17 protein-coding genes and 1 riboswitch are annotated in these 18,766 nt (G+C 73.2%); of the genes, 14 read left to right on the forward strand and 3 right to left on the reverse strand.

Annotated elements, in window-relative coordinates:
- The first annotated feature begins 256 nt into the window (after positions 1-256).
- From hpnC to ACH414_RS21165, 10 genes are all read left to right on the forward strand, one after another.
- Positions 257-1,177, forward strand: coding sequence for a squalene synthase HpnC (gene hpnC, locus ACH414_RS21120; RefSeq protein ID WP_386567489.1), 921 nt, complete (start codon positions 257-259; stop codon positions 1,175-1,177).
- Positions 1,174-2,124, forward strand: coding sequence for a presqualene diphosphate synthase HpnD (hpnD, locus tag ACH414_RS21125; RefSeq protein ID WP_382536611.1), 951 nt, complete (start codon positions 1,174-1,176; stop codon positions 2,122-2,124). Before hpnC ends, hpnD begins: the two co-directional genes overlap by 4 nt.
- A 67-nt stretch (positions 2,125-2,191) precedes the next feature.
- The gene (gene hpnE / locus ACH414_RS21130) at positions 2,192-3,622 is read left to right on the forward strand and encodes a hydroxysqualene dehydroxylase HpnE (RefSeq protein WP_382536609.1); all 1,431 of its coding nucleotides are present in this window, start codon (positions 2,192-2,194) and stop codon (positions 3,620-3,622) included.
- On the forward strand, positions 3,619-4,719 hold the full coding sequence (locus tag ACH414_RS21135; protein ID WP_386567485.1) for a polyprenyl synthetase family protein: 1,101 nt from the start codon (positions 3,619-3,621) through the stop codon (positions 4,717-4,719). The genes hpnE and ACH414_RS21135 overlap by 4 nt, the downstream gene beginning before the upstream one ends.
- A gap of 128 nt (positions 4,720-4,847) precedes the next feature.
- Positions 4,848-6,827: a squalene--hopene cyclase gene (gene shc / locus ACH414_RS21140; RefSeq protein ID WP_398942875.1), complete on the forward strand. Its 1,980-nt coding sequence runs from the start codon at positions 4,848-4,850 to the stop codon at positions 6,825-6,827.
- Positions 6,827-7,465, forward strand: coding sequence for a 1-hydroxy-2-methyl-2-butenyl 4-diphosphate reductase (locus tag ACH414_RS21145; RefSeq protein WP_398942877.1), 639 nt, complete (start codon positions 6,827-6,829; stop codon positions 7,463-7,465). The genes shc and ACH414_RS21145 overlap by 1 nt, the downstream gene beginning before the upstream one ends.
- A 7-nt stretch (positions 7,466-7,472) precedes the next feature.
- Positions 7,473-8,495, forward strand: coding sequence for an adenosyl-hopene transferase HpnH (hpnH, locus tag ACH414_RS21150; protein ID WP_382536597.1), 1,023 nt, complete (start codon positions 7,473-7,475; stop codon positions 8,493-8,495).
- Between the two features lie 7 nt (positions 8,496-8,502).
- A complete protein-coding gene (locus tag ACH414_RS21155; RefSeq protein ID WP_386561294.1) occupies positions 8,503-9,924 on the forward strand; it encodes an aspartate aminotransferase family protein in 1,422 nt (473 codons plus the stop codon).
- 74 nt (positions 9,925-9,998) lie between these two features.
- Positions 9,999-10,646, forward strand: coding sequence for a helix-turn-helix domain-containing protein (locus ACH414_RS21160; RefSeq protein WP_386561296.1), 648 nt, complete (start codon positions 9,999-10,001; stop codon positions 10,644-10,646).
- A 35-nt stretch (positions 10,647-10,681) separates the two neighbouring features.
- Positions 10,682-10,843 carry a DUF6126 family protein gene (locus ACH414_RS21165; protein ID WP_382536588.1) on the forward strand — a complete coding sequence of 54 codons (162 nt, stop codon included), beginning with the start codon at positions 10,682-10,684 and terminating at the stop codon, positions 10,841-10,843.
- A 42-nt stretch (positions 10,844-10,885) separates the two neighbouring features.
- Here ACH414_RS21165 and ACH414_RS21170 read toward each other — a convergent pair whose 3' ends face one another.
- On the reverse strand, positions 10,886-11,683 hold the full coding sequence (locus tag ACH414_RS21170) for a tyrosine-protein phosphatase (RefSeq protein ID WP_382536586.1): 798 nt from the start codon (positions 11,681-11,683) through the stop codon (positions 10,886-10,888).
- A 372-nt stretch (positions 11,684-12,055) separates the two neighbouring features.
- Positions 12,056-12,210, forward strand: a riboswitch (cyclic di-AMP (ydaO/yuaA leader).
- A gap of 4 nt (positions 12,211-12,214) precedes the next feature.
- Here ACH414_RS21170 and ACH414_RS21175 point away from each other — a divergent pair.
- The 3 genes from ACH414_RS21175 (at position 12,215) to ACH414_RS21185 (ending at position 15,121) form a co-directional block, all read left to right on the forward strand.
- Positions 12,215-13,180 carry a peptidoglycan DD-metalloendopeptidase family protein gene (locus ACH414_RS21175; protein ID WP_398942879.1) on the forward strand — a complete coding sequence of 322 codons (966 nt, stop codon included), beginning with the start codon at positions 12,215-12,217 and terminating at the stop codon, positions 13,178-13,180.
- Positions 13,181-13,336: 156 nt separating this feature from the next.
- Positions 13,337-14,131, forward strand: a complete 795-nt coding sequence (locus ACH414_RS21180) for an SGNH/GDSL hydrolase family protein (RefSeq protein WP_382536580.1) — start codon at positions 13,337-13,339, stop codon at positions 14,129-14,131.
- 204 nt (positions 14,132-14,335) lie between these two features.
- Positions 14,336-15,121, forward strand: coding sequence for an SIMPL domain-containing protein (locus ACH414_RS21185; RefSeq protein WP_386561301.1), 786 nt, complete (start codon positions 14,336-14,338; stop codon positions 15,119-15,121).
- On the opposite strand, the gene ACH414_RS21190 is transcribed toward ACH414_RS21185, so the two are convergent.
- Both ACH414_RS21190 and ACH414_RS21195 read right to left on the reverse strand, forming a co-directional pair.
- Positions 15,106-15,759, reverse strand: coding sequence for a TetR/AcrR family transcriptional regulator (locus ACH414_RS21190; RefSeq protein ID WP_386561302.1), 654 nt, complete (start codon positions 15,757-15,759; stop codon positions 15,106-15,108). The genes ACH414_RS21185 and ACH414_RS21190 overlap by 16 nt on opposite strands.
- A 17-nt stretch (positions 15,760-15,776) precedes the next feature.
- A complete protein-coding gene (locus tag ACH414_RS21195; RefSeq protein WP_386561304.1) occupies positions 15,777-16,955 on the reverse strand; it encodes a Glu/Leu/Phe/Val dehydrogenase dimerization domain-containing protein in 1,179 nt (392 codons plus the stop codon).
- 88 nt (positions 16,956-17,043) lie between these two features.
- Here ACH414_RS21195 and ACH414_RS21200 point away from each other — a divergent pair, with 88 nt between their 5' ends.
- Positions 17,044-18,273: an MBL fold metallo-hydrolase gene (locus ACH414_RS21200; protein WP_383162190.1), complete on the forward strand. Its 1,230-nt coding sequence runs from the start codon at positions 17,044-17,046 to the stop codon at positions 18,271-18,273.
- Positions 18,274-18,766 lie beyond the last annotated feature (493 nt).

Here is an 18,766-nt window from a genome sequence, read left to right on the forward strand (position 1 = left end):
GTCGTCCCGGGGCGCCCCGGCCCCGGGCGCGTCCCGGAGTCCCTTACGACGTAAGCTGTACCGGTCTGTTTCGCGGCAAGTGGGGCGATACCCCTCGGCGCCCCGACCGTCGGGCGGTGAGCCACGGGCAGGGGTCGGCGGCGTGTCCGAAATAGGATGGATTGGATCCGCAGTGTAGAACGGGAGATGTGACGGCCATGACGCAGAATCTCCAGCTCCACGAGGGTGTCGCCGTCCCCGCGTCGGGCAGCGGCCGGTGACGGGAACCCGGCAGGTGCACCCCGACACCACCTCGCGCAGCACTCTCGGCAAGGCCGCGGACGAGAACTTCCCCGTGGCCCCCTTCTTCCTGCCGCGTGCCTGGCGGGACGACCTCATGGCCGTCTACGGCTTCGCCCGCCTCGTCGACGACATCGGGGACGGCGACCTCGCCCCCGGCGGCGCGGACGCCCGCCACCTCGGCGTCGACCCCGCGCGGGCCGATGACCGGCTCGCGATGCTCGACGCCTTCGAGACGGACCTCGTGCGGGCCTTCGACCCCGCCGACGGGCCGCCCCGGCATCCGCTGCTGCGCGCCCTCGTCCCCACCGTCCGGCGGTGCGGGCTCACCCCCGAGCCGTTCCTCGGCCTGGTCGCCGCCAACCGGCAGGACCAGCTGGTGCGGCGGTACGAGACCTACGACGACCTCCTCGCCTACTGCGAGCTCTCCGCCAACCCCGTCGGGCGGCTCGTGCTCGCCCTCACGGGCACCGCCACCCCCGAGCGGCTGCGCCGGTCCGACGAGATCTGCACCGCGCTGCAGATCGTCGAGCACCTCCAGGACGTCGCCGAGGACCTGGGGCGCGACCGGATCTACCTGCCCGCCGAGGACATGAAGCGCTTCCACGTCACCGAGGACGACCTGGCCAGGCCCACCGCCGGCGCCTCCGTACGGGCCCTCGTCGCCTTCGAGGCCGACCGCGCCCGCGCCCTGCTCGACGCGGGCGCCCCGCTGGTCGGCAGCGTGCGGGGCCGGCTGCGGCTGCTCCTCGCCGGGTTCACCGCCGGCGGGTACGCGGCGCTGGACGCCGTGGCCGACGCCGGGTTCGACGTCCTGTCCGGGCCGCCCAAGGCCACCAAACCGAGTCTGGTGCGCCGGGCGGGCGGCGTCCTGCTCGCGGCACGGAGAGAGGGGTGAGCCGGACCGTGGAGGGACAGCCCATGACGTCGGCAGCGGTACAGGCCGCGTACAGCTACTGCGAGGCGGTGACCGGGCAGCAGGCCCGCAACTTCGCCTACGGGATCCGGCTCCTGCCGGTCGAGAAGCGGCAGGCCATGTCGGCCCTGTACGCCTTCTCGCGCCGCGTCGACGACATCGGCGACGGGCCGCTCGCGCCCGCCGACAAGGACCGGCGCCTGGAAGCGACCCGCGCGCTGCTCGCCCGGATCCGCGAAGGAGGGGTCGAGGAGGACGACACCGACCCGGTGGCCGTGGCCCTCGCCGACGCCGCCCGCCGCTTCCCGATCCCGCTCGGCGGGCTCGACGAGCTCATCGACGGCGTCCTCATGGACGTCCGCGGCGAGACCTACGAGACCTGGGACGACCTCAAGGTCTACTGCCGCTGCGTGGCCGGCGCCATCGGGCGCCTCTCGCTCGGCGTCTTCGGGACCCAGCCCGGCGCCCCGGGCGCCGAGCGCGCGGGGGAGTACGCCGACACCCTGGGACTCGCCCTCCAGCTCACCAACATCCTCCGGGACGTACGGGAGGACGCCGGCAACGGGCGGACCTATCTGCCCGCCGACGATCTGGCCAAGTTCGGCTGCTCCGAGGGCTTCGGCAGCGCCACCCCGCCCGCCGGCGGCGACTTCGCCGGGCTCGTCCACTTCGAAGTGCGGCGCGCCCGCGCGCTGTTCGCCGAGGGATACCGGCTGCTGCCCATGCTGGACCGGCGCAGCGGCGCCTGTGTCGCGGCCATGGCCGGCATCTACCGGCGGCTCCTCGACCGGATCGAGCGCGACCCCGAGGCCGTGCTGCGCGGGCGGGTCTCCCTGCCGGGGCACGAGAAGGCGTACGTGGCGGTGCGGGGGCTCTCCGGGCTCGACGCCCGGCACGTCTCCCGGCGCTCGGTACGGAGGTCCGCGTGACGTCCCGGACAACCCGAGCCGCTCGTTTCGCGTCCCTGACCACGGACTTCGCAGGGGAGGCTGACGCATGACCGCCGATGAGGGCTACGCCACGCGCGGGAACGCCGGGGCCCGGACCGGCGGCTCCGGCCGCACCCGTGCCGTGGTCGTCGGCGGCGGGCTCGCCGGGGTGACCAGCGCCCTGCAGCTCGCCGACGCCGGGGTGCGGGTGACCCTGCTCGAAGGACGGCCCCGCCTCGGCGGACTCGCCTTCTCCTTCCGGCGCGGCGAGCTGAGCGTCGACAACGGCCAGCACGTCTACCTGCGCTGCTGCACGGCGTACCGCTGGTTCCTCGACCGGATCGAGGGCGCTCACCTCGCCCCCGTACAGGACCGGCTCGACGTGCCCGTGCTCGACGTCGGACACCCCCGCGGGCCCCGGCTCGGACGGCTGCGGCGCACCGGCCTGCCCGTGCCCCTGCACCTGGCCCGCAGCCTCGCCACCTATCCGCACCTCTCCCTCGCCGAGCGCGCGAGCGTCGGGCGGGCCGCGCTCGCCCTGAAGAAGCTCGACCCGGCCGACCCCGCCCTCGACGGCATCGACTTCGCCACCTGGCTCGGCCGCCACGGGCAGTCCGCGCGCACCGTCGAGGCGCTGTGGGACCTCGTCGGCGTCGCCACCCTCAACGCCGCCGCGCCGGACGCCTCCATGGGGCTCGCCGCGATGGTGTTCAAGACCGGACTGCTCTCCGAGCCCGGCGCCGCCGACATCGGCTGGGCGCACGTCCCCCTCGGCGACCTGCACGACACCCTCGCCCGCAAGGCCCTCGACGCGGCCGGGGTGCGGGTCGAGGTGCGCACCAAGGCCGAGCGGATCGTGCGCGCGCAGGAGGGGGGCTGGACCGTGCAGGTGCCGGGGGAGACCCTGGAGGCCGACGCCGTCGTCCTCGCCGTGCCGCAGCGCGAGGCCCGTGAGCTGCTGCCCGACGGCGCCCTCGACGACCCCGACCGGCTCCTCGACATCGGCACCGCGCCCATCCTCAACCTGCACGTCGTCTACGACCGCAAGGTGCTGCGCCGCCCCTTCTTCACCGCCCTGGGCTCCCCGGTCCAGTGGGTCTTCGACCGCACCGAGTCCTCCGGTCTCACCGGCGGCGGACAGTACCTCGCGATCTCCCAGTCCGCCGCCCAGGCCGAGATCGACGAGCCGGTGGCCGTCCTGCGCGAGCGCTACCTGCCGGAGCTCGAGCGGCTGCTGCCCGCGGCCCGCGGCGCCGGGGTCCGCGACTTCTTCGTCACCCGGGAGCGCACCGCGACGTTCGCCCCGACCCCCGGCGTCGGGCGGCTCCGTCCCGGCGCCCGCACCCACGCCCCCGGCCTGTACCTGGCCGGCGCGTGGACCGCCACCGGCTGGCCCGCGACCATGGAGGGCGCGGTCCGCAGCGGATTCAGCGCGGCGGGCGCCGCGCTCTCCGCCCTCGGCCGCCGCTATGAGAATCCGCTGCAGGAGGCGGCATGAGTGTGAGTACCGGAACTAGAGGAGAGACCGTGCCGACTGTGCGCCCGGGGAATCCGGCCGTCGACACCGCGGACGTCGCCGCACTGCTGGAACGGGGCCGCGCCCTGTCCACGCCCGTCATGCGGGCGGCCGTCGACCGCCTGGCCGCGCCCATGGACACCGTGGCCGCCTACCACTTCGGCTGGATCGACGCCCAGGGCAACCCGACCGAGGGCGACAGCGGCAAGGCCGTCCGTCCCGCACTGGCCCTGATCTCCGCCGAGGCCGCGGGCGCCGCCCCCGAGGTCGGCATCCCCGGCGCCGTCGCCGTGGAGCTCGTGCACAACTTCTCGCTGCTGCACGACGACCTGATGGACGGCGACGAGCAGCGCCGGCACCGCGACACGGTGTGGAAGGTGCACGGCCCCGCCCAGGCCATCCTGGTCGGCGACGCCCTGTTCGCCCTCGCCAACGAGCTGCTCCTGGAGCTGGGCACCGTCGAGGCCGGCCGGGCCACCCGCCGGCTGACCACGGCGACCCGCAAGCTCATCGACGGCCAGGCCCAGGACATCTCCTACGAGCACCGCGAGCGGGTCACCGTCGAGGAGTGCCTGGAGATGGAGGGCAACAAGACCGGCGCCCTGCTGGCCTGCGCCGTCTCCATCGGCGCGGTGCTCGGCGGCGCCGACGACCGCACCGCGGACAAGCTGGAGGAGTACGGCTACCACCTCGGCCTCGCCTTCCAGGCCGTCGACGACCTGCTCGGCATCTGGGGCGACCCGGAGTCCACCGGCAAGCAGACCTGGTCCGACCTGCGCCAGCGCAAGAAGTCCCTGCCGGTCGTCGCCGCCCTCGCGGCCGGCGGCCCCGCCTCCGAGCGGCTCGGCGAACTGCTCGCCGCCGACGCCAAGAGCAGTGACTTCGACAGCTTCTCCGAGGAGGAGTTCGCCACCCGCGCCGCGCTCATCGAGGAGGCCGGCGGGCGCGAGTGGACCTCCCAGGAGGCCCGCCGCCAGCACACCATCGCCATCCAGGCCCTGCACGAGGTGGAGCTGCCGGCCCACGTCCGCGCCCAGCTCACGGCGCTGGCCGATTTCGTCGTCGTACGGAAGAGATGATCACCATCACTCTGATATGAGTGCGCAGTCGCCGGCCGGTGCCTTCCGGCACCGGCCGACGGCAGACCCGAAGAAGCAGATGAACGCGGAAGTACGCCGAAGTACACCGACTGCACGAAGGGGAAGCCATGACAGCGACGACCGACGGAAGCGCCGAGGCCGTGGGCCCCCGCGCGGCCGCGGCCAGCACCACGCACATCGCGGGGGAGCTCGAAGCCTCCGCCGCCGCGGCGGCGGAGCGCTCCGTGCGGCACCTCCTCGGCCGCCAGGACGCCGAGGGGTGGTGGAAGGGCGACCTGGAGACCAACGTCACCATGGACGCCGAGGACCTCATGCTGCGCCAGTTCCTCGGCATCCTCGACCCGGAGACCGCCCGGGCCGCCGCCCTCCACATCCGGGGCGGACAGCTCGAGGACGGCACCTGGGCCACCTTCTACGGCGGCCCCGGCGAGCTGTCCACCACCATCGAGGCCTATGTGGCCCTGCGGCTCGCCGGAGACCTCCCCGACGCCCCGCACATGGCGCGCGCCGCCGCCTGGATCCGCGACCGGGGCGGCATCGCCGGGGCCCGGGTCTTCACCCGGATCTGGCTCGCCCTGTTCGGCTGGTGGCGCTGGGAGGACCTGCCGCAGCTGCCGCCCGAGCTGATCTTCCTGCCCTCGTGGTTCCCGCTGAACATCTACGACTTCGGCTGCTGGGCCCGGCAGACGATCGTGCCGCTGACCGTGGTCTCCGCCAAGCGCCCGGTCCGTCCCGCGCCCTTCACGCTGGAGGAGCTGCACACCGACCCGGCCCGCCCCAACCCGCCCAAGCCCCTTGCGGCAGCCGCCAGTTGGGACGGCTTCTTCCAGCGCGTCGACAAGGCCCTGCACCTGTACCACAAGGTGGCCCCGCGACGGCTGCGGAAGAGCGCGATGAACGTCGCCGCCCGCTGGATCATCGAACGCCAGGAGAACGACGGCTGCTGGGGCGGCATCCAACCGCCCGCCGTCTACTCGGTGATCGCCCTGCACCTGCTCGGCTACGACCTCGAACACCCCGTCATGCGGGCCGGGCTCGCCTCTCTCGACCGGTTCGCGGTGTGGCGCGAGGACGGCGCCCGCATGATCGAGGCGTGCCAGTCCCCGGTCTGGGACACCTGTCTCGCCACCATCGCCCTCGCCGACGCGGGCGTGCGCCCCGACCACCCCGCGCTGGTCAAGGCCGTCGACTGGATGCTCGGCGAGGAGATCGTCCGCACCGGCGACTGGGCGGTGCGACGGCCCGGACTCCAGCCCGGCGGCTGGGCGTTCGAGTTCCACAACGACAACTACCCGGACATCGACGACACCGCCGAGGTGATCCTCGCGCTGCGCCGGGTCAAGCACCCCGACCCGGCGCGGGTCGACGCGGCCGTCGCCCGCGCCGGCCGCTGGACGGTCGGCATGCAGTCGAAGAACGGCGCCTGGGGAGCCTTCGACGCCGACAACACCAGCGCCTTCCCCAACCGGCTGCCGTTCTGCGACTTCGGCGAGGTGATCGACCCGCCCTCCGCCGACGTCACCGCCCACGTGGTGGAGATGCTGGGGTACGAGGGGTTCGCCGACCACCCGCGCGCCCGCCGGGGCATCGAGTGGCTGCTCGGCGAACAGGAGCCGTTCGGCGCCTGGTTCGGCCGCTGGGGCGTCAACTACATCTACGGCACGGGCTCGGTGGTGCCCGCCCTCACCGCCGCCGGGCTGCCGCACGCGCACCCGGCGATCCGGCGGGCGGTCGCCTGGCTGGAGTCCGTGCAGAACGAGGACGGCGGCTGGGGCGAGGACCTGCGCTCCTACCGCGAGCGCCAGTGGGTCGGCCACGGCACCTCCACCGCCTCGCAGACCGCCTGGGCGCTGATCGCCCTGCTCGCGGCCGGCGAGCGGGAGTCCGAGGCGGTCCGGCGCGGGGTGTCCTGGCTGGTCGGGACGCAGCGCGAGGACGGCTCCTGGGACGAGCCGTACTTCACCGGCACCGGCTTCCCCTGGGACTTCTCGATCAACTACCACCTCTACCGCCAGGTCTTCCCGCTCACGGCCCTCGGCCGCTACGTCAACGGGGAACCCGTGCTCTACGGCCCCCGGGGCGCGTGATGTCCGCCCCGGCGGTGCCGCCGCTGCTGATCGCCTGCGCGCTCGGCATCGAGCAGCTGGCGCTGCGCAGCGGCGACCGGGGCGGCGCGCCCGCGCCGGTGACCGTGGTGCGGACCGGGATGGGCCCGGCACACGCCCGGCGGGCGGTCTCCCGGGCCCTGCGGGACCCGGCCTGGCAGGACGCGGCCGTCATCGCCTCCGGCTTCTGCGCCGGTCTCGAGCCCGGCATGCACCCGGGCGACCTGATCGTCGCCGAGGAGACCCGGGGCCCCGTCGGGACCACCCCCTGCGTGGGCACCGACCTGCTGGTCAAGGCGCTGGCCCGGGCGGTGCCCGGGCGCACCGTGCACACCGGCCCGCTGACCGGCTCCGACCACGTGGTGCGCGGCCCCGAGCGGGCCGAGCTGAGGGCCGGCGGGGCGGTCGCCGTCGACATGGAGTCCGCCGCCACCCTGCGCACCGCCGTGGCGGCCGGACCCCGCCCGGTTGCGGCCGTACGGGTGGTCGTGGACGCTCCAGAACATGAACTGGTCCGGATCGGCACGGTGCGCGGTGGAATATCGGCTTTCCGCGTCCTTCGTGCCGTCCTTCCCGCATTCTTCGAATGGCACCGTTCTTTGCTGCTCCCCAGGAGGTGAGCGAGTTATGGCCATGCCGCTCCGTCAGTCCATCCGGGTCGGGACCTACCTCTTCGAACAGAAGCTCCGCAAGCGGGAGAAGTTCCCGTTGATCGTCGAGCTGGAGCCGCTGTTCGCCTGCAACCTCAAGTGCGAGGGCTGCGGCAAGATCCAGCACCCGGCCGGCGTGCTCAAGCAGCGCATGCCGGTCGCCCAGGCGGTCGGCGCCGTCCTGGAGTCCGGGGCGCCGATGGTCTCCATCGCCGGCGGCGAACCGCTGATGCACCCTCAGATCGACGAGATCGTGCGCCAGTTGGTGGCCAAGCGGAAATACGTCTTCCTCTGCACCAACGCGATGCTGCTGCGCAAGAAGCTGGAGAACTTCACCCCCTCCCCGTACTTCGCCTTCGCCGTGCACATCGACGGACTGAGGGAGCGGCACGACGAGTCCGTCGCCAAGGAGGGTGTGTTCGACGAGGCGGTGGCGGCGATCAAGGAGGCCAAGCGGCGCGGCTTCCGGGTCACCACCAATTCGACCTTCTTCAACACCGACACGCCCCAGACGATCATCGAGGTGCTCAACTTCCTCAACGACGACCTCCAGGTCGACGAAATGATGATCTCTCCCGCGTACGCCTACGAAAAGGCCCCCGACCAGGAGCACTTCCTGGGCGTCGAGCAGACGAGAGAACTCTTCAAGAAGGCCTTCGCAGGCGGAAACCGGCGCCGCTGGCGGCTCAACCACTCGCCGCTCTTCCTCGATTTCCTGGAAGGCAAGGCCGATTTCCCCTGCACCGCGTGGGCGATCCCGAACTACTCGCTCTTCGGGTGGCAGCGCCCCTGCTATCTGATGAGCGACGGCTACGTCCCCACGTACCGCGAGCTCATCGAGGAGACGGACTGGGACAAGTACGGCCGCGGCAAGGATCCCCGCTGCGCCAACTGCATGGCGCACTGCGGCTACGAGCCCACCGCCGTCCTCGCCACCATGGGCTCGCTCAAGGAGTCCCTGCGCGCGGTCCGGGAGACCGTCAACGGGAACAACGGGTGAGCCGGTCATGACGGGAGAGACGGGCGGCGCGGGCGCGACGGGCGGGACGGCCGGGTTCGACCTCGGGGCACTGCTCGCCGAGCGCGGCGGCGAGCGCTACGAGCTGCACGCCCGCCATCTCAACCACCAGCTCCCGCGCATGCTCCACACCATCGGCTTCGACAAGGTGTACGTGCGGGCCGAGGGCGCCCACTTCTGGGACGAGGACGGTGCCGACTACCTCGACATGCTCGCCGGCTTCGGCGTCATGGGGCTCGGCCGGCACCACCCCGTGGTCCGCAAGGCGCTGCACGACGTCCTCGACGCCCAGCTCGCCGACCTCACCCGCTTCGACTGCCAGCCGCTGCCCGGACTGCTCGCCGAGCGTCTGCTCGCCCACAGCCCCCACCTCGACCGGGTCTTCTTCGGCAACAGCGGCACCGAGGCCGTGGAGACCGCCCTCAAGTTCGCCCGCTACGCCACGGGGCGGACGAGGATCGTCTACTGCTCCCACGCCTTCCACGGCCTGACCACGGGCTCGCTCTCGGTCAACGGGGAGAGCGGCTTCCGGGACGGCTTCGCCCCGCTGCTGCCGGACACCGCGATCGAGCTCGGCGACCTCGACGCCCTGGAGCGGGAGCTGCGCGGGGGCGACGTGGCCGCCTTCGTCGTGGAGCCCATCCAGGGCAAGGGCGTGCACGCGGCCCCGCCGGGCTTCCTGCGCGCCGCCCAGGAGCTGCTGCACCGGCACGGCGCCCTGCTGATCGCCGACGAGGTGCAGACCGGCCTCGGCCGGACCGGCGACTTCTACGCGTACCAGCACGAGGAGGGCGTCGAACCGGACCTGGTCTGCGTCGCCAAGGCGCTCTCCGGCGGCTATGTGCCGGTCGGCGCCACGCTCGGCAAGGACTGGATCTTCAAGAAGGTCTACTCGTCGATGGACCGGGTCCTGGTCCACTCGGCGAGCTTCGGCTCGAACGCGCAGGCCATGGCCGCCGGGCTCGCGGTCCTCTCGGTGATGGAGACCGAGGGCACGGTCGCCCACGCCCGCCGGATCGGGGACCTGCTCGCCTCCCGGCTGCGCGAGCTGGTCCCGCGCTACGAACTGCTCAAGGAGATCCGGGGCCGCGGGCTGATGATCGGCATCGAGTTCGGCCGCCCGTCCTCGCTGGGGCTGCGCAGCCGCTGGACGATGCTCCAGGCGGCCCGCAAGGGCCTCTTCGCCCAGATGGTGGTGGTGCCGCTGCTCCAGCGGCACCGGATCCTCACCCAGGTCTCGGGGGACCATCTGGAGGTGATCAAACTGATCCCGCCGCTGGTCGTCGACGAGGCGGACGTGGACCGCTTCGTGAGGGCCTTCACGGCGGTGATGGACGACGCCCACGGGGGCGGCGGGCTGATGTGGGACTTCGGGAAGACGCTGGTGAAGCAGGCGGTCGCCCAGCGCTGACGGATTCCCGGTCGGTCTTTTGCCTCTGAGGCAAGAAACTTGCCTCAGAGGCATGATCCTGGCGGAATGGACGCATGGACCACGTCCCCGGGGACCCCTCCCCGGACCCCGCCGCCCCGGGTGCCCACGGCGCCCCCGACGTCCTGCCGGACGTCGCCCCGCAGCTGCGGGCCCTGCGCCGCCGCCGGGGACTCACCCTGGAGGCCGCCGCCCAGCGGGCCGGGCTCTCCCCGGCGCACCTGTCGCGTCTCGAGACGGGGAACCGGCAGCCCTCGCTGCCGATGCTGCTCGCCCTGTCCCGCATCTACGGTACGACGGTCTCCGAGCTCCTGGGCGAGACGCCCCCCGAGCGCGACCCCGTGGTCAGGGCCGGACGCTCCGAGCCGGTCGAGGCCGACGGCTGGATCTACCGCCAGGCCGGCGGTGCCGGCCGAGCCCTGCAGTGCCTGCGGGTGCACGTGCCCCACGCCACCCGCGCCGACATCGTGCGGGTGCACCCCGGCGAGGAGTGGATCCACGTCCTGGAGGGACGCGTACGGCTCGCCCTCGGCGAGGCGGTGCACGTCCTCGATCCCGGGGACAGCGCCCACTTCGACTCGCTCACCCCGCACCGGATCGGCGCCGCCACCCGCTCCGGGGCCGAGCTGCTCTTCGTCCACACCCTGATGCAGAGTCCCGCCGCCGAGCTGTGCCTCGGCGACGGAACCCCGCACCGGCGCTGAACCCTCGAGTGCCTTCTCCCATGGAAAGGACCGATATGTCCGAGACTCCCGCCCACTCCGTACCGGACACCGGCGAAGAGCGCGGTGGCGGCAAGTTCCCCAAGGGGCTCGTGCTCCGCCTCTTCGCCTATCTGATCGCCGGCCACCTCTTCGCGGGCTTCCTCTATCTGCTGTTCGCCATGGGCGGCAACCAGTAGCCGTAGCCGCCGGGGCCCCGGATCCGGGGCCCCGTGGGCGTCCTAGGCCTCGGCGAGCAGCCGCTCGCGCAGCCGCTCCCGGGTCTCCGGGGCGAGCTGCAGGCCCTTCGCCAGGTAGGCGTCCACCGAACCCCAGGTCCCCTCGATGGTCTCGAAGGCGGCCCGCAGATACTCCACCCGCGCGTCGAAGAGCGGGCTCAGCAGCTCCATCACCTCGGGCGACATCGCGTCCTGGGCGGTGGAGCTGCGCTGCACCTTGTAGCGGCGGTGCGGCTCGTTCGACTTCACGTAGTCCGTCTCGATCGCCTCGCGCTCCACGCCGACGGCGAGCAGCGTGACCGCGATGGACAGACCGGCGCGGTCCTTGCCGGCCGCGCAGTGCATCAGGGCCGGGACGCTGTCCTCGGCCATGGCGTGCAGGATCCGGCTGTGCTCGACCGTCCGCTGCACGATCATGGTCTGGTACGACTCGGACATCCGGGCCGCGGCCTTGCCGTCGCCCAGGATCTCCCGCAGCTGGGCCAGGTCGCCGGAGCGCACCAGCTTCCAGAACTCCTTGCCGTCGGCCGGGTCGTTGAGCGGTATGTTCACGTTCCGCACGCCGGGCAGCTCGACGTCCGCGCCCTCGATGCGCCGGTCGGCCTCGTTGCGGAAGTCGAAGACGGTGTGCAGACCGAGCGTGGCGAGAAACGCCGCGTCCTCCGGCGTGGCGTGCGCCAGATGGCCGCTGCGGAAGAGGCGTCCGGCGCGCACGCTCCGGCCGTCCACCGTCGGCAGCCCGCCGAGGTCGCGGAAGTTGCGTACGCCGGTCAGCTCGGGCTCGGTCGTCGCTTGCGTCACGGATGCTCCTGGTCTCGAGATCGGTTCCTGGGGCAATCATCCAGATGAGAGGCCCCGACCGCACCCCCTCGGGCAGGAATGAGCGATCTGTCCGAATTGAGGGCTTAGGGGTAACGCGCCCTGGTACGGGGAGAGATGGGAAACGGCGCGTGAGCAGCGTCATAAACGTGACGGACCGTGGCTGATCGTCTTTTCCAAATTCCCTTCCGGAAAGGGGAATCGAGGGACCGTCATCCACGGAGGGTGACCGTAATTCCGGCCGGAAATCATGTGGACGCCGGTGCGGTGAAAACAGTGGCTTGTTCGCGCCTGCCCGCCTCGTCTAGCGTCGCGCTCACTCCGGACGGACCGCCTAATCCTGCCGCCGACCGGAATCCGCACTCACCCGTACGAGGCAGGAGCGGGGGACCCAGGTAGTACGCCGATCCCTCCGAGAAGGACGGCTAGGGGTGAAGTCGCGCGACCGCGCGGCCGGACATCTCCAGTCCGAACCCGACAGCTCACCTCGCAGGCGACGGAGAGGAATGCGCCATGCCCGCGAAGGGTAAGCACCGCCGTCCCAAGGTCAACCCGATCACCCGCGGGTTCGTCGCCGCCGGCACCGGTGGCGCCGTCGTCGCCCTGCCGCTCATCGGCGCGACCGGCGCGCAGGCCGCCGAGCAGGCCGCCCCCGCCGTGACGGCCCCGCAGGCCGTCGCCGCCGCGACCCCGGCGAAGGCCCCGGCCGCCGCCGCCACCCCGAAGGCGTACACCGTCGTCCGCGGCGACTACCTGTCGAAGATCGCCGCCGAGCACCACCTGGCCGGCGGCTGGCAGAAGCTCTACAAGGACAACCGCCAGGTCGTCGGCGAGGACCCCTCGCTGATCCTCCCCGGCATGAAGCTCACCCTGGGCGCCAAGAACACCGCCAAGGCCCACGCGCCGAAGGCCACCGCCCCCGAGCGCCACTCCCAGAGCGGCAGCGGCGACGGGGCGCGCGCCTCCCGCAGCAGCGAGCGCTCCTCGGCCGCCGCCCCGGCCTCCTCCTCCGCGGCGTCCTCCTCTTCCTCCTCGTCGTCCTCTTCCTCGGCGTCCGGCACCACCTCCTCCTCCGGCTGGGTCGCCCCCGTCGCCGGCGGCGGCATCTCCACCCCGTACCGCGCCTCCGGCTCGATGTGGTCCTCCGGCTACCACACCGGCGTCGACTTCATCGCCTCCTCCGGCACCACCGTCCGCGCGGTCGGACCCGGCACCGTCTACTCGGCCGGCTGGGGCGGCGCCTACGGCAACCAGATCGTCATCCAGCACGCCGACGGCACCTTCTCGCAGTACGGCCACCTGTCCTCGATCTCCGTCTCCGCCGGCCAGACCGTGACCGGTGGCGAGCAGATCGGCCTGTCCGGCTCGACCGGCAACTCCACCGGCCCGCACCTGCACTTCGAGATGCGCACCGGGCCGGAGTACGGCTCCGACATCGACCCGCTGGCCGTCCTGCGCCAGCACGGCGTCGGCATCTGACACACCCCGCGTCGCTCCCGGAGGCCCGGCACCCAGGTGCCGGGCCTCCGGGCGTATTCCGGCTTGGGGGAATCTTTATCGGTGGCATATATCACCCGCCGTCAACCCCTCCTTACGGTCGCGTAGGTCACATACGTAAGGGAAAGATGTGCTCCCGTGGCAGACGATTCGAGATCAACAGACAAGAACGCATTCGGGTCGTACGCGGCGATCGGTGACAGCTTCACCGAGGGCGTGGGAGATCCCGGGCCCGACGGGACGTACGTCGGATGGGCGGACCGGTTCGCGGTCCTCCTGGCCGACCAGCTGCCGGAGAACGACGCCTTCCGCTACGCCAACCTGGCGGTGCGGGGGCGCCTTCTGGACCAAATCGTCGCGGAGCAGGTCCCGCGGGCGAAGGAACTCGCCCCCGACCTGGTGACCTTCTGCGCGGGGGGCAACGACATCATCCGCCCCGGAACCGACCCCGACGACGTGGCCGAGCGCTTCGAGCGCGCCGTCGCCGACCTGACCTCCGCCGTGGGCACCGTGATGGTGACGACCGGCTTCGACACGCGTGACGTGCCCGTCCTGAAGCACCTGCGCGGGAAGATCGCGACCTACACGGCGCACGTGCGGGCCATCGCCGACCGCTACGACTGCCCGGTGCTCGACCTGTGGTCGCTGAAGTCCGTCCAGGACCGGCGCGCCTGGGACGACGACCGGCTCCACCTGTCGCCCGAGGGGCACACCCGGGTCGCGCTGCGCGCCGCCCAGGTCCTCGGTCTGCCGGTGCCGGCCGACCCTGACCAGGCCTGGCCGCCGCTGCCGCCCCGCGGCACCCTGGAGGTCCGCAAGGACGACATCCACTGGGCGAAGGAGTACCTGGTCCCCTGGATCGGGCGCCGGCTGCGCGGCGAGAGCTCCGGCGACCACGTCGAGGCCAAGCGCCCCGACCTCATGCCGCTGTAGGCGGTCGCAGGCGCGCACGCCTCCGCGGGCGTGCGGGAAGAGGGGGTCGAGGACCGTCCGGTCCTCGGCCCCCTCTTCCCGTGCCGGCGCCCCCGTCCGCGTCCGGTGAGGTGAAGGCGGCCGGGCCGTCAGGAGTGGCGCTGCGCCGGTGCGGGCGGGGGCTGGTGGGATGTGCGCCGACAACCATCCCCGAAGGGACCGCCCATGACGCCCCGTCACCCCCTCCGCACCCCCACCCGCACCCCCGCCCGTACCGTGCGCGCCCTCGCCGTCGGCGCCGCGCTCGGCGGGCTGCTGCTCGGCGCCGCGGCCCCGGCCGTCGCCGCCGCGCCCACCTCGGGCCGTCCGGCGGTGGAGACCGCCGCGCCCACCACCGTCACGGTCAGCGGGACCGGCCGGGCGTCCGCCGCGCCCGACGTGGCCGTGCTCTCGATCGGCGTCGAGGCGACCCGCAAGACCGCCAAGGAGGCGATGGCCGCCCAGAGCACCGCGGCCAAGGCGCTGCTCGAAGCCCTCCGCCGGGAGGGCGTCGCCGACCGGGACATCCGCACCGAGAGCCTGTCGCTCTCGCCGGTCTACACCCAGTCCCGCGAGGGCGAGAGCAAGGTGACGGGATATCAGGCCGGGCAGAGCTTCTCGGTGAAGGTGCGCGACGTCGACAAGGCCGGGCAGGTCGTCGGTGCCGCGGGCGACGCCACCGGGAACGCGGGCCGCGTCAACGGCGTCACCTTCGACGTCTCCGACCCGACGGCGCTGCGCGCCCAGGCCCGGGAGGCCGCCTTCCGCGACGCCCGCGACAAGGCCGCCCAGCACGCCGAGCTGAGCGGCCGCCGGCTCGGCCGGCTGGTGTCGCTGACCGAGGGCGAGAGCGTCCGCCCGAGCCCCGGCGTCGTCCCGAGCGCCGCCGCCGACGGCGGCGAGAGCGTCCCCCTCGCCCCCGGCGAGATCGAGGAGCACGTGACGGTCACCGCGGTCTACGAGCTGATCTGAGCCCCGGCGGACCCGTCGTCCGGCGTCGGGTCCGGCTCGTCGAGGGACGGCAGCCCGAGCTCGCGGGCGAGGGCTCCGTCCGCCCATTCCAGCATCGTGGTGCGGGGCAGGGGGCCGGCGTACGCGGTCGTCTGGACCGCGAGTCCGTCCAGGAACGCGGTGAGCCGCCAGGCCGCCCCGGCCGGGTCCTCGCAGGAGAACTCGCCGGCCGCCGCCCCCTCGGAGATCACCGCCGCGAGGGCCTGTTTCCACTCCCGGTCGAGCGAGCCGGCGACCTCGCGCAGGGCCGGCTCGCGCAGCGCGGCCGCCCATCCCTCGATCCACAGCCGCCAGCCCTTGGCCTGGCCGGTCGGCGCGTACCAGCGGACCGCCGCCCGCAGCCGGCGCACCGCCGTGGTCCGCCGGCCGAGGATGTCGCGCAGCCGCGCCAGGTCCTCCTCGGCCGCGTACGCGAAGGCCGCCGCGACCAGCTGTTCCTTGGACGCGAAGTGGTAGAGGACCAGGGCGTTGCTCACGCCGAGCTCCGCCGCCACGTCGGCGATCCGGACCGCGGCGACCCCCTTGGCCTCGATCCGGCCGACGGCCGCCCGGAGCAGCGCCTCGCGCCGCTCCGGCACGCTCAACCGCACGCGCGCCATCTCCGCACCCCGTCCCGTCAGTACCAGCCGTACCGTTCGGCGATCACCGGCAGCCGCTCCTCCACCAGCGCGTGCGCCGCCGCGCGCGGTGTGGTGCCGTCCGCCTCGGCGCGGTCGAGCATCCCGCCGACGAGCTCCCGCATGGCCCGCCGCACCCGGGCGAAGGCGGCCTCCGCGTCCGCCTCGATGTCACCGAACAGCGTCCACCACCACCACGCGTTCGTCCCCGAATTGACGACCACGTCCGGCAGCACGGTGACCCCGCGCTCCGCGAGCAGCCGCTCCGCCTCCGGGAGGACCGGCATGTTCGCCGCCTCGACGACCAGCCGGGCCCGGATCCGGTCCTGGTTGTGGGTGTCCACGGCGTACGAGACGGCCGCCGGGACCAGCACCTCGGCGTCCACGGCCAGCCAGGCGTCCCCGGCCTCCTCCCGGTCGCCGGGCCGCAGCACCGTCCGGTCCACCGCGCCGTGCGCGTCGCGGGCCGCGAGCAGCGCCTCCACGTCGAGGCCGTCCGGGTTCACGATCGTGCCCTTCACGTCGGCGACGGCGACCACCCGCAGCCCCGCCCGGGCCAGGAAGCGCGCGGTGGCCCCGCCCATGGTCCCGAAGCCCTGGACGGAGACCCGCGCCCCGGCGTACGGCGTGCCCGCGCGGTCGAGCGCCGCCAGCGCCGCCTCGGCCACCCCGCAGCCGCCGACCAGCTCGTCCAGACCGATGCCGTCCACCTGGAGGGCGAACGCGTCGGCGAGCCGCGCGCGGGCCGCCGCCTCGTCGTCGAGCAGCGGGTACACCGCCTGGATCGAGGAGACGAGCCCCGCCTCGGCCGCCGCCCGGTCCACCAGGTCCTGGGTGAGGCCCAGGTCCTCGCCGGTGGTCCAGAAGCGCTCGATGTACGGACGCATCGCGCGCAGATAGCGGACGAGCACCCCGTACGCCTCGGGCGAGCGCGGATCGCAGTCGATGCCGCCCTTGGCGCCGCCGAGCGGGACGTAGCGGGCCGCCGGGTCGTAGTGCAGGGCCTCCTTCATGGTCATCCCGCGGGCCAGGCCGGCGACCTCCTCGGCCGTGCACCCCTCCCGCATCCGCAGGCCGCCGCTGGCCACCCCGCGCACCAGCCGGTCCACGACCAGGTGGCCGCGGCGGCCCGTCACGTGGTCGGTCCATCCGACGCTCAACAGCGGGGTCGTGCCCATCGGCGTGCTCCTCGGTGCTCCCGGTCCTACTGAATGACGGTTCAGTATGGGGGATCGTCCGGGCGCCGCGGGCCCCGGGCCGCCCATAATGAAGAGATCCTCGACTTCAGGAGGTCCTGTGACCGGCACTGGCCCCGACCCATCGCTGCGGGCGCGGCTGCGCGCGCTCCGCCCCGCGGCCTTCGGCGCCGACCCGACGGGGGAGCGGCTGGAGCGCATCCGCCGCTCGCCGAACTTCGCGGACGGCGTGTTCCGGAACCCGGAGCAGGCCCGGCACCGCCCGTCCGGCTCGACCGTCGAGTTCGCGAAGATCTACTTCGAGAAGGAGGCGCGGGCGCGCCGGGCCCCCAACGGCACGATCCCCGTCCACCCGACCACCGTCGCCGACCTGGCCCGCCCGCCGGCCACCGGTCTCCGGCTCACCTGGATGGGGCACTCCAGCGTCCTCGCCGAGATCGACGGCAGCCGGGTGCTCTTCGACCCGGTCTGGGGCGACCGCTGCTCGCCCTTCGCCTTCGCCGGGCCCAAGCGGCTGCACCCGGTGCCCGTGCCGCAGGCCGCGCACGGACCGGTCGACGTCGTGGTGATCTCCCACGACCACTACGACCACCTGGACCTGCCCACGATCAAGGCGCTGGCCGGCACCGACACCCTGTTCGCGGTGCCGCTGGGCGTCGGCGCCCACCTGGAGCGCTGGGGCGTGTCCGCCTCCCGGCTGCGCGAGCTCGACTGGAACGAGTCCACCGAGATCGGCGACATCCGGCTCACGGCCACCCCCGCCCGCCACTTCTGCGGGCGCGGCCTGCGCAACCAGCAGCACACCCTGTGGGCCTCCTGGGCCGTCGAGGGCCCGGAGCACCGGATCTACCACAGCGGTGACACCGGCTACTTCTCCGGCTTCAAGGAGATCGGCGCGGCCCACGGCCCGTTCGACGCGACCATGATCCAGATCGGCGCCTACTCCGAGTACTGGCCGGACATCCACATGACCCCCGCCGAAGGCGTGCGGGCCCACCTCGACCTCCAGGGCGGCACCCCGCACGGCGTCCTGCTGCCGATCCACTGGGGCACCTTCAACCTCGCGCCGCACCCGTGGGCGGAGCCGGGGGAGTGGACGAAGGACGCGGCGGAGGAGGCCGGCCAGGCGGCTGCGTTCCCCCGCCCCGGCGAGCCGTTCGAGCCCGCGGGGCGGCTGCCGGTGGAGCCGTGGTGGCGGGCGGTGTCGCACCCGATCGCGCGGCCGTGGCGTCGCCCACGGCCCGCCGAGGTGGCCGCCGAGCCGCGCAGCGAGGATCTCGACCTCGCGGGCGAGCGCTGACACAGCCGCAGGGCGGCCGCGTGCTGCGGGGCAGGGGACGGGGGACCCCGCAGGGAGCACGCGGCCGTCGCGCGCCGAGCCGCGGTGTGGTGCGGCTCTCCCGGATTCCCGACGGCTCGGGCGTGCCGGGACCGGGATGCGCCCCGGGTCCGACCGGGCCGGCCACCGACCGCGTACCGGTCCGAGAAGTCCGGCGGGACGGCTTCGTCTGATTCTCCGAGGCGGTGACAATTCCCGCCCTTTCGGCAGCAGTTCCTCTCGTGGGGCTCGAATGGCCGATATATCGAACGTGAGTTGAATTCCCGGACAGGGCAGGCGCCGAACGTAAAGGGCGCCCCGCATGCACGTCAACGTGTGTGACGGTCCGGGTTCTTTCGTCATCCGAGTGGCGCGACGTGCGCCCGGGACGGGATTCGTCGGAAGCGTTGACGGGGCCTCAGCCCAAATCTATCTTCTGCTCGAAGTATCGCACGGTGTTCGTGATTTCGAACAA

The sequence above is a fragment of the Streptomyces sp. NPDC020422 genome (genome assembly GCF_044386705.1).
In the GTDB taxonomy this organism is placed as follows: Bacteria; Actinomycetota; Actinomycetes; order Streptomycetales; family Streptomycetaceae; genus Streptomyces.

What these genes read in the sequence shown, in the direction of transcription:
- hpnE (WP_382536609.1), top strand. Translation starts at nt 2,192, where the DNA reads ATGACCGCCGATGAGGGCTACGCCACGCGCGGGAACGCCGGGGCCCGG.
- ACH414_RS21200 (WP_383162190.1), top strand. Translation starts at nt 17,044, where the DNA reads ATGAAGAGATCCTCGACTTCAGGAGGTCCTGTGACCGGCACTGGCCCC.
- ACH414_RS21190 (WP_386561302.1), bottom strand. Translation starts at nt 15,759, where the DNA reads ATGGCGCGCGTGCGGTTGAGCGTGCCGGAGCGGCGCGAGGCGCTGCTC.
- ACH414_RS21160 (WP_386561296.1), top strand. Translation starts at nt 9,999, where the DNA reads ATGGACCACGTCCCCGGGGACCCCTCCCCGGACCCCGCCGCCCCGGGT.
- shc (WP_398942875.1), top strand. Translation starts at nt 4,848, where the DNA reads ATGACAGCGACGACCGACGGAAGCGCCGAGGCCGTGGGCCCCCGCGCG.
- ACH414_RS21195 (WP_386561304.1), bottom strand. Translation starts at nt 16,955, where the DNA reads ATGGGCACGACCCCGCTGTTGAGCGTCGGATGGACCGACCACGTGACG.
- ACH414_RS21185 (WP_386561301.1), top strand. Translation starts at nt 14,336, where the DNA reads ATGACGCCCCGTCACCCCCTCCGCACCCCCACCCGCACCCCCGCCCGT.
- ACH414_RS21135 (WP_386567485.1), top strand. Translation starts at nt 3,619, where the DNA reads ATGAGTGTGAGTACCGGAACTAGAGGAGAGACCGTGCCGACTGTGCGC.
- ACH414_RS21165 (WP_382536588.1), top strand. Translation starts at nt 10,682, where the DNA reads ATGTCCGAGACTCCCGCCCACTCCGTACCGGACACCGGCGAAGAGCGC.
- ACH414_RS21155 (WP_386561294.1), top strand. Translation starts at nt 8,503, where the DNA reads ATGACGGGAGAGACGGGCGGCGCGGGCGCGACGGGCGGGACGGCCGGG.
- hpnH (WP_382536597.1), top strand. Translation starts at nt 7,473, where the DNA reads ATGGCCATGCCGCTCCGTCAGTCCATCCGGGTCGGGACCTACCTCTTC.
- ACH414_RS21145 (WP_398942877.1), top strand. Translation starts at nt 6,827, where the DNA reads ATGTCCGCCCCGGCGGTGCCGCCGCTGCTGATCGCCTGCGCGCTCGGC.
- ACH414_RS21175 (WP_398942879.1), top strand. Translation starts at nt 12,215, where the DNA reads ATGCCCGCGAAGGGTAAGCACCGCCGTCCCAAGGTCAACCCGATCACC.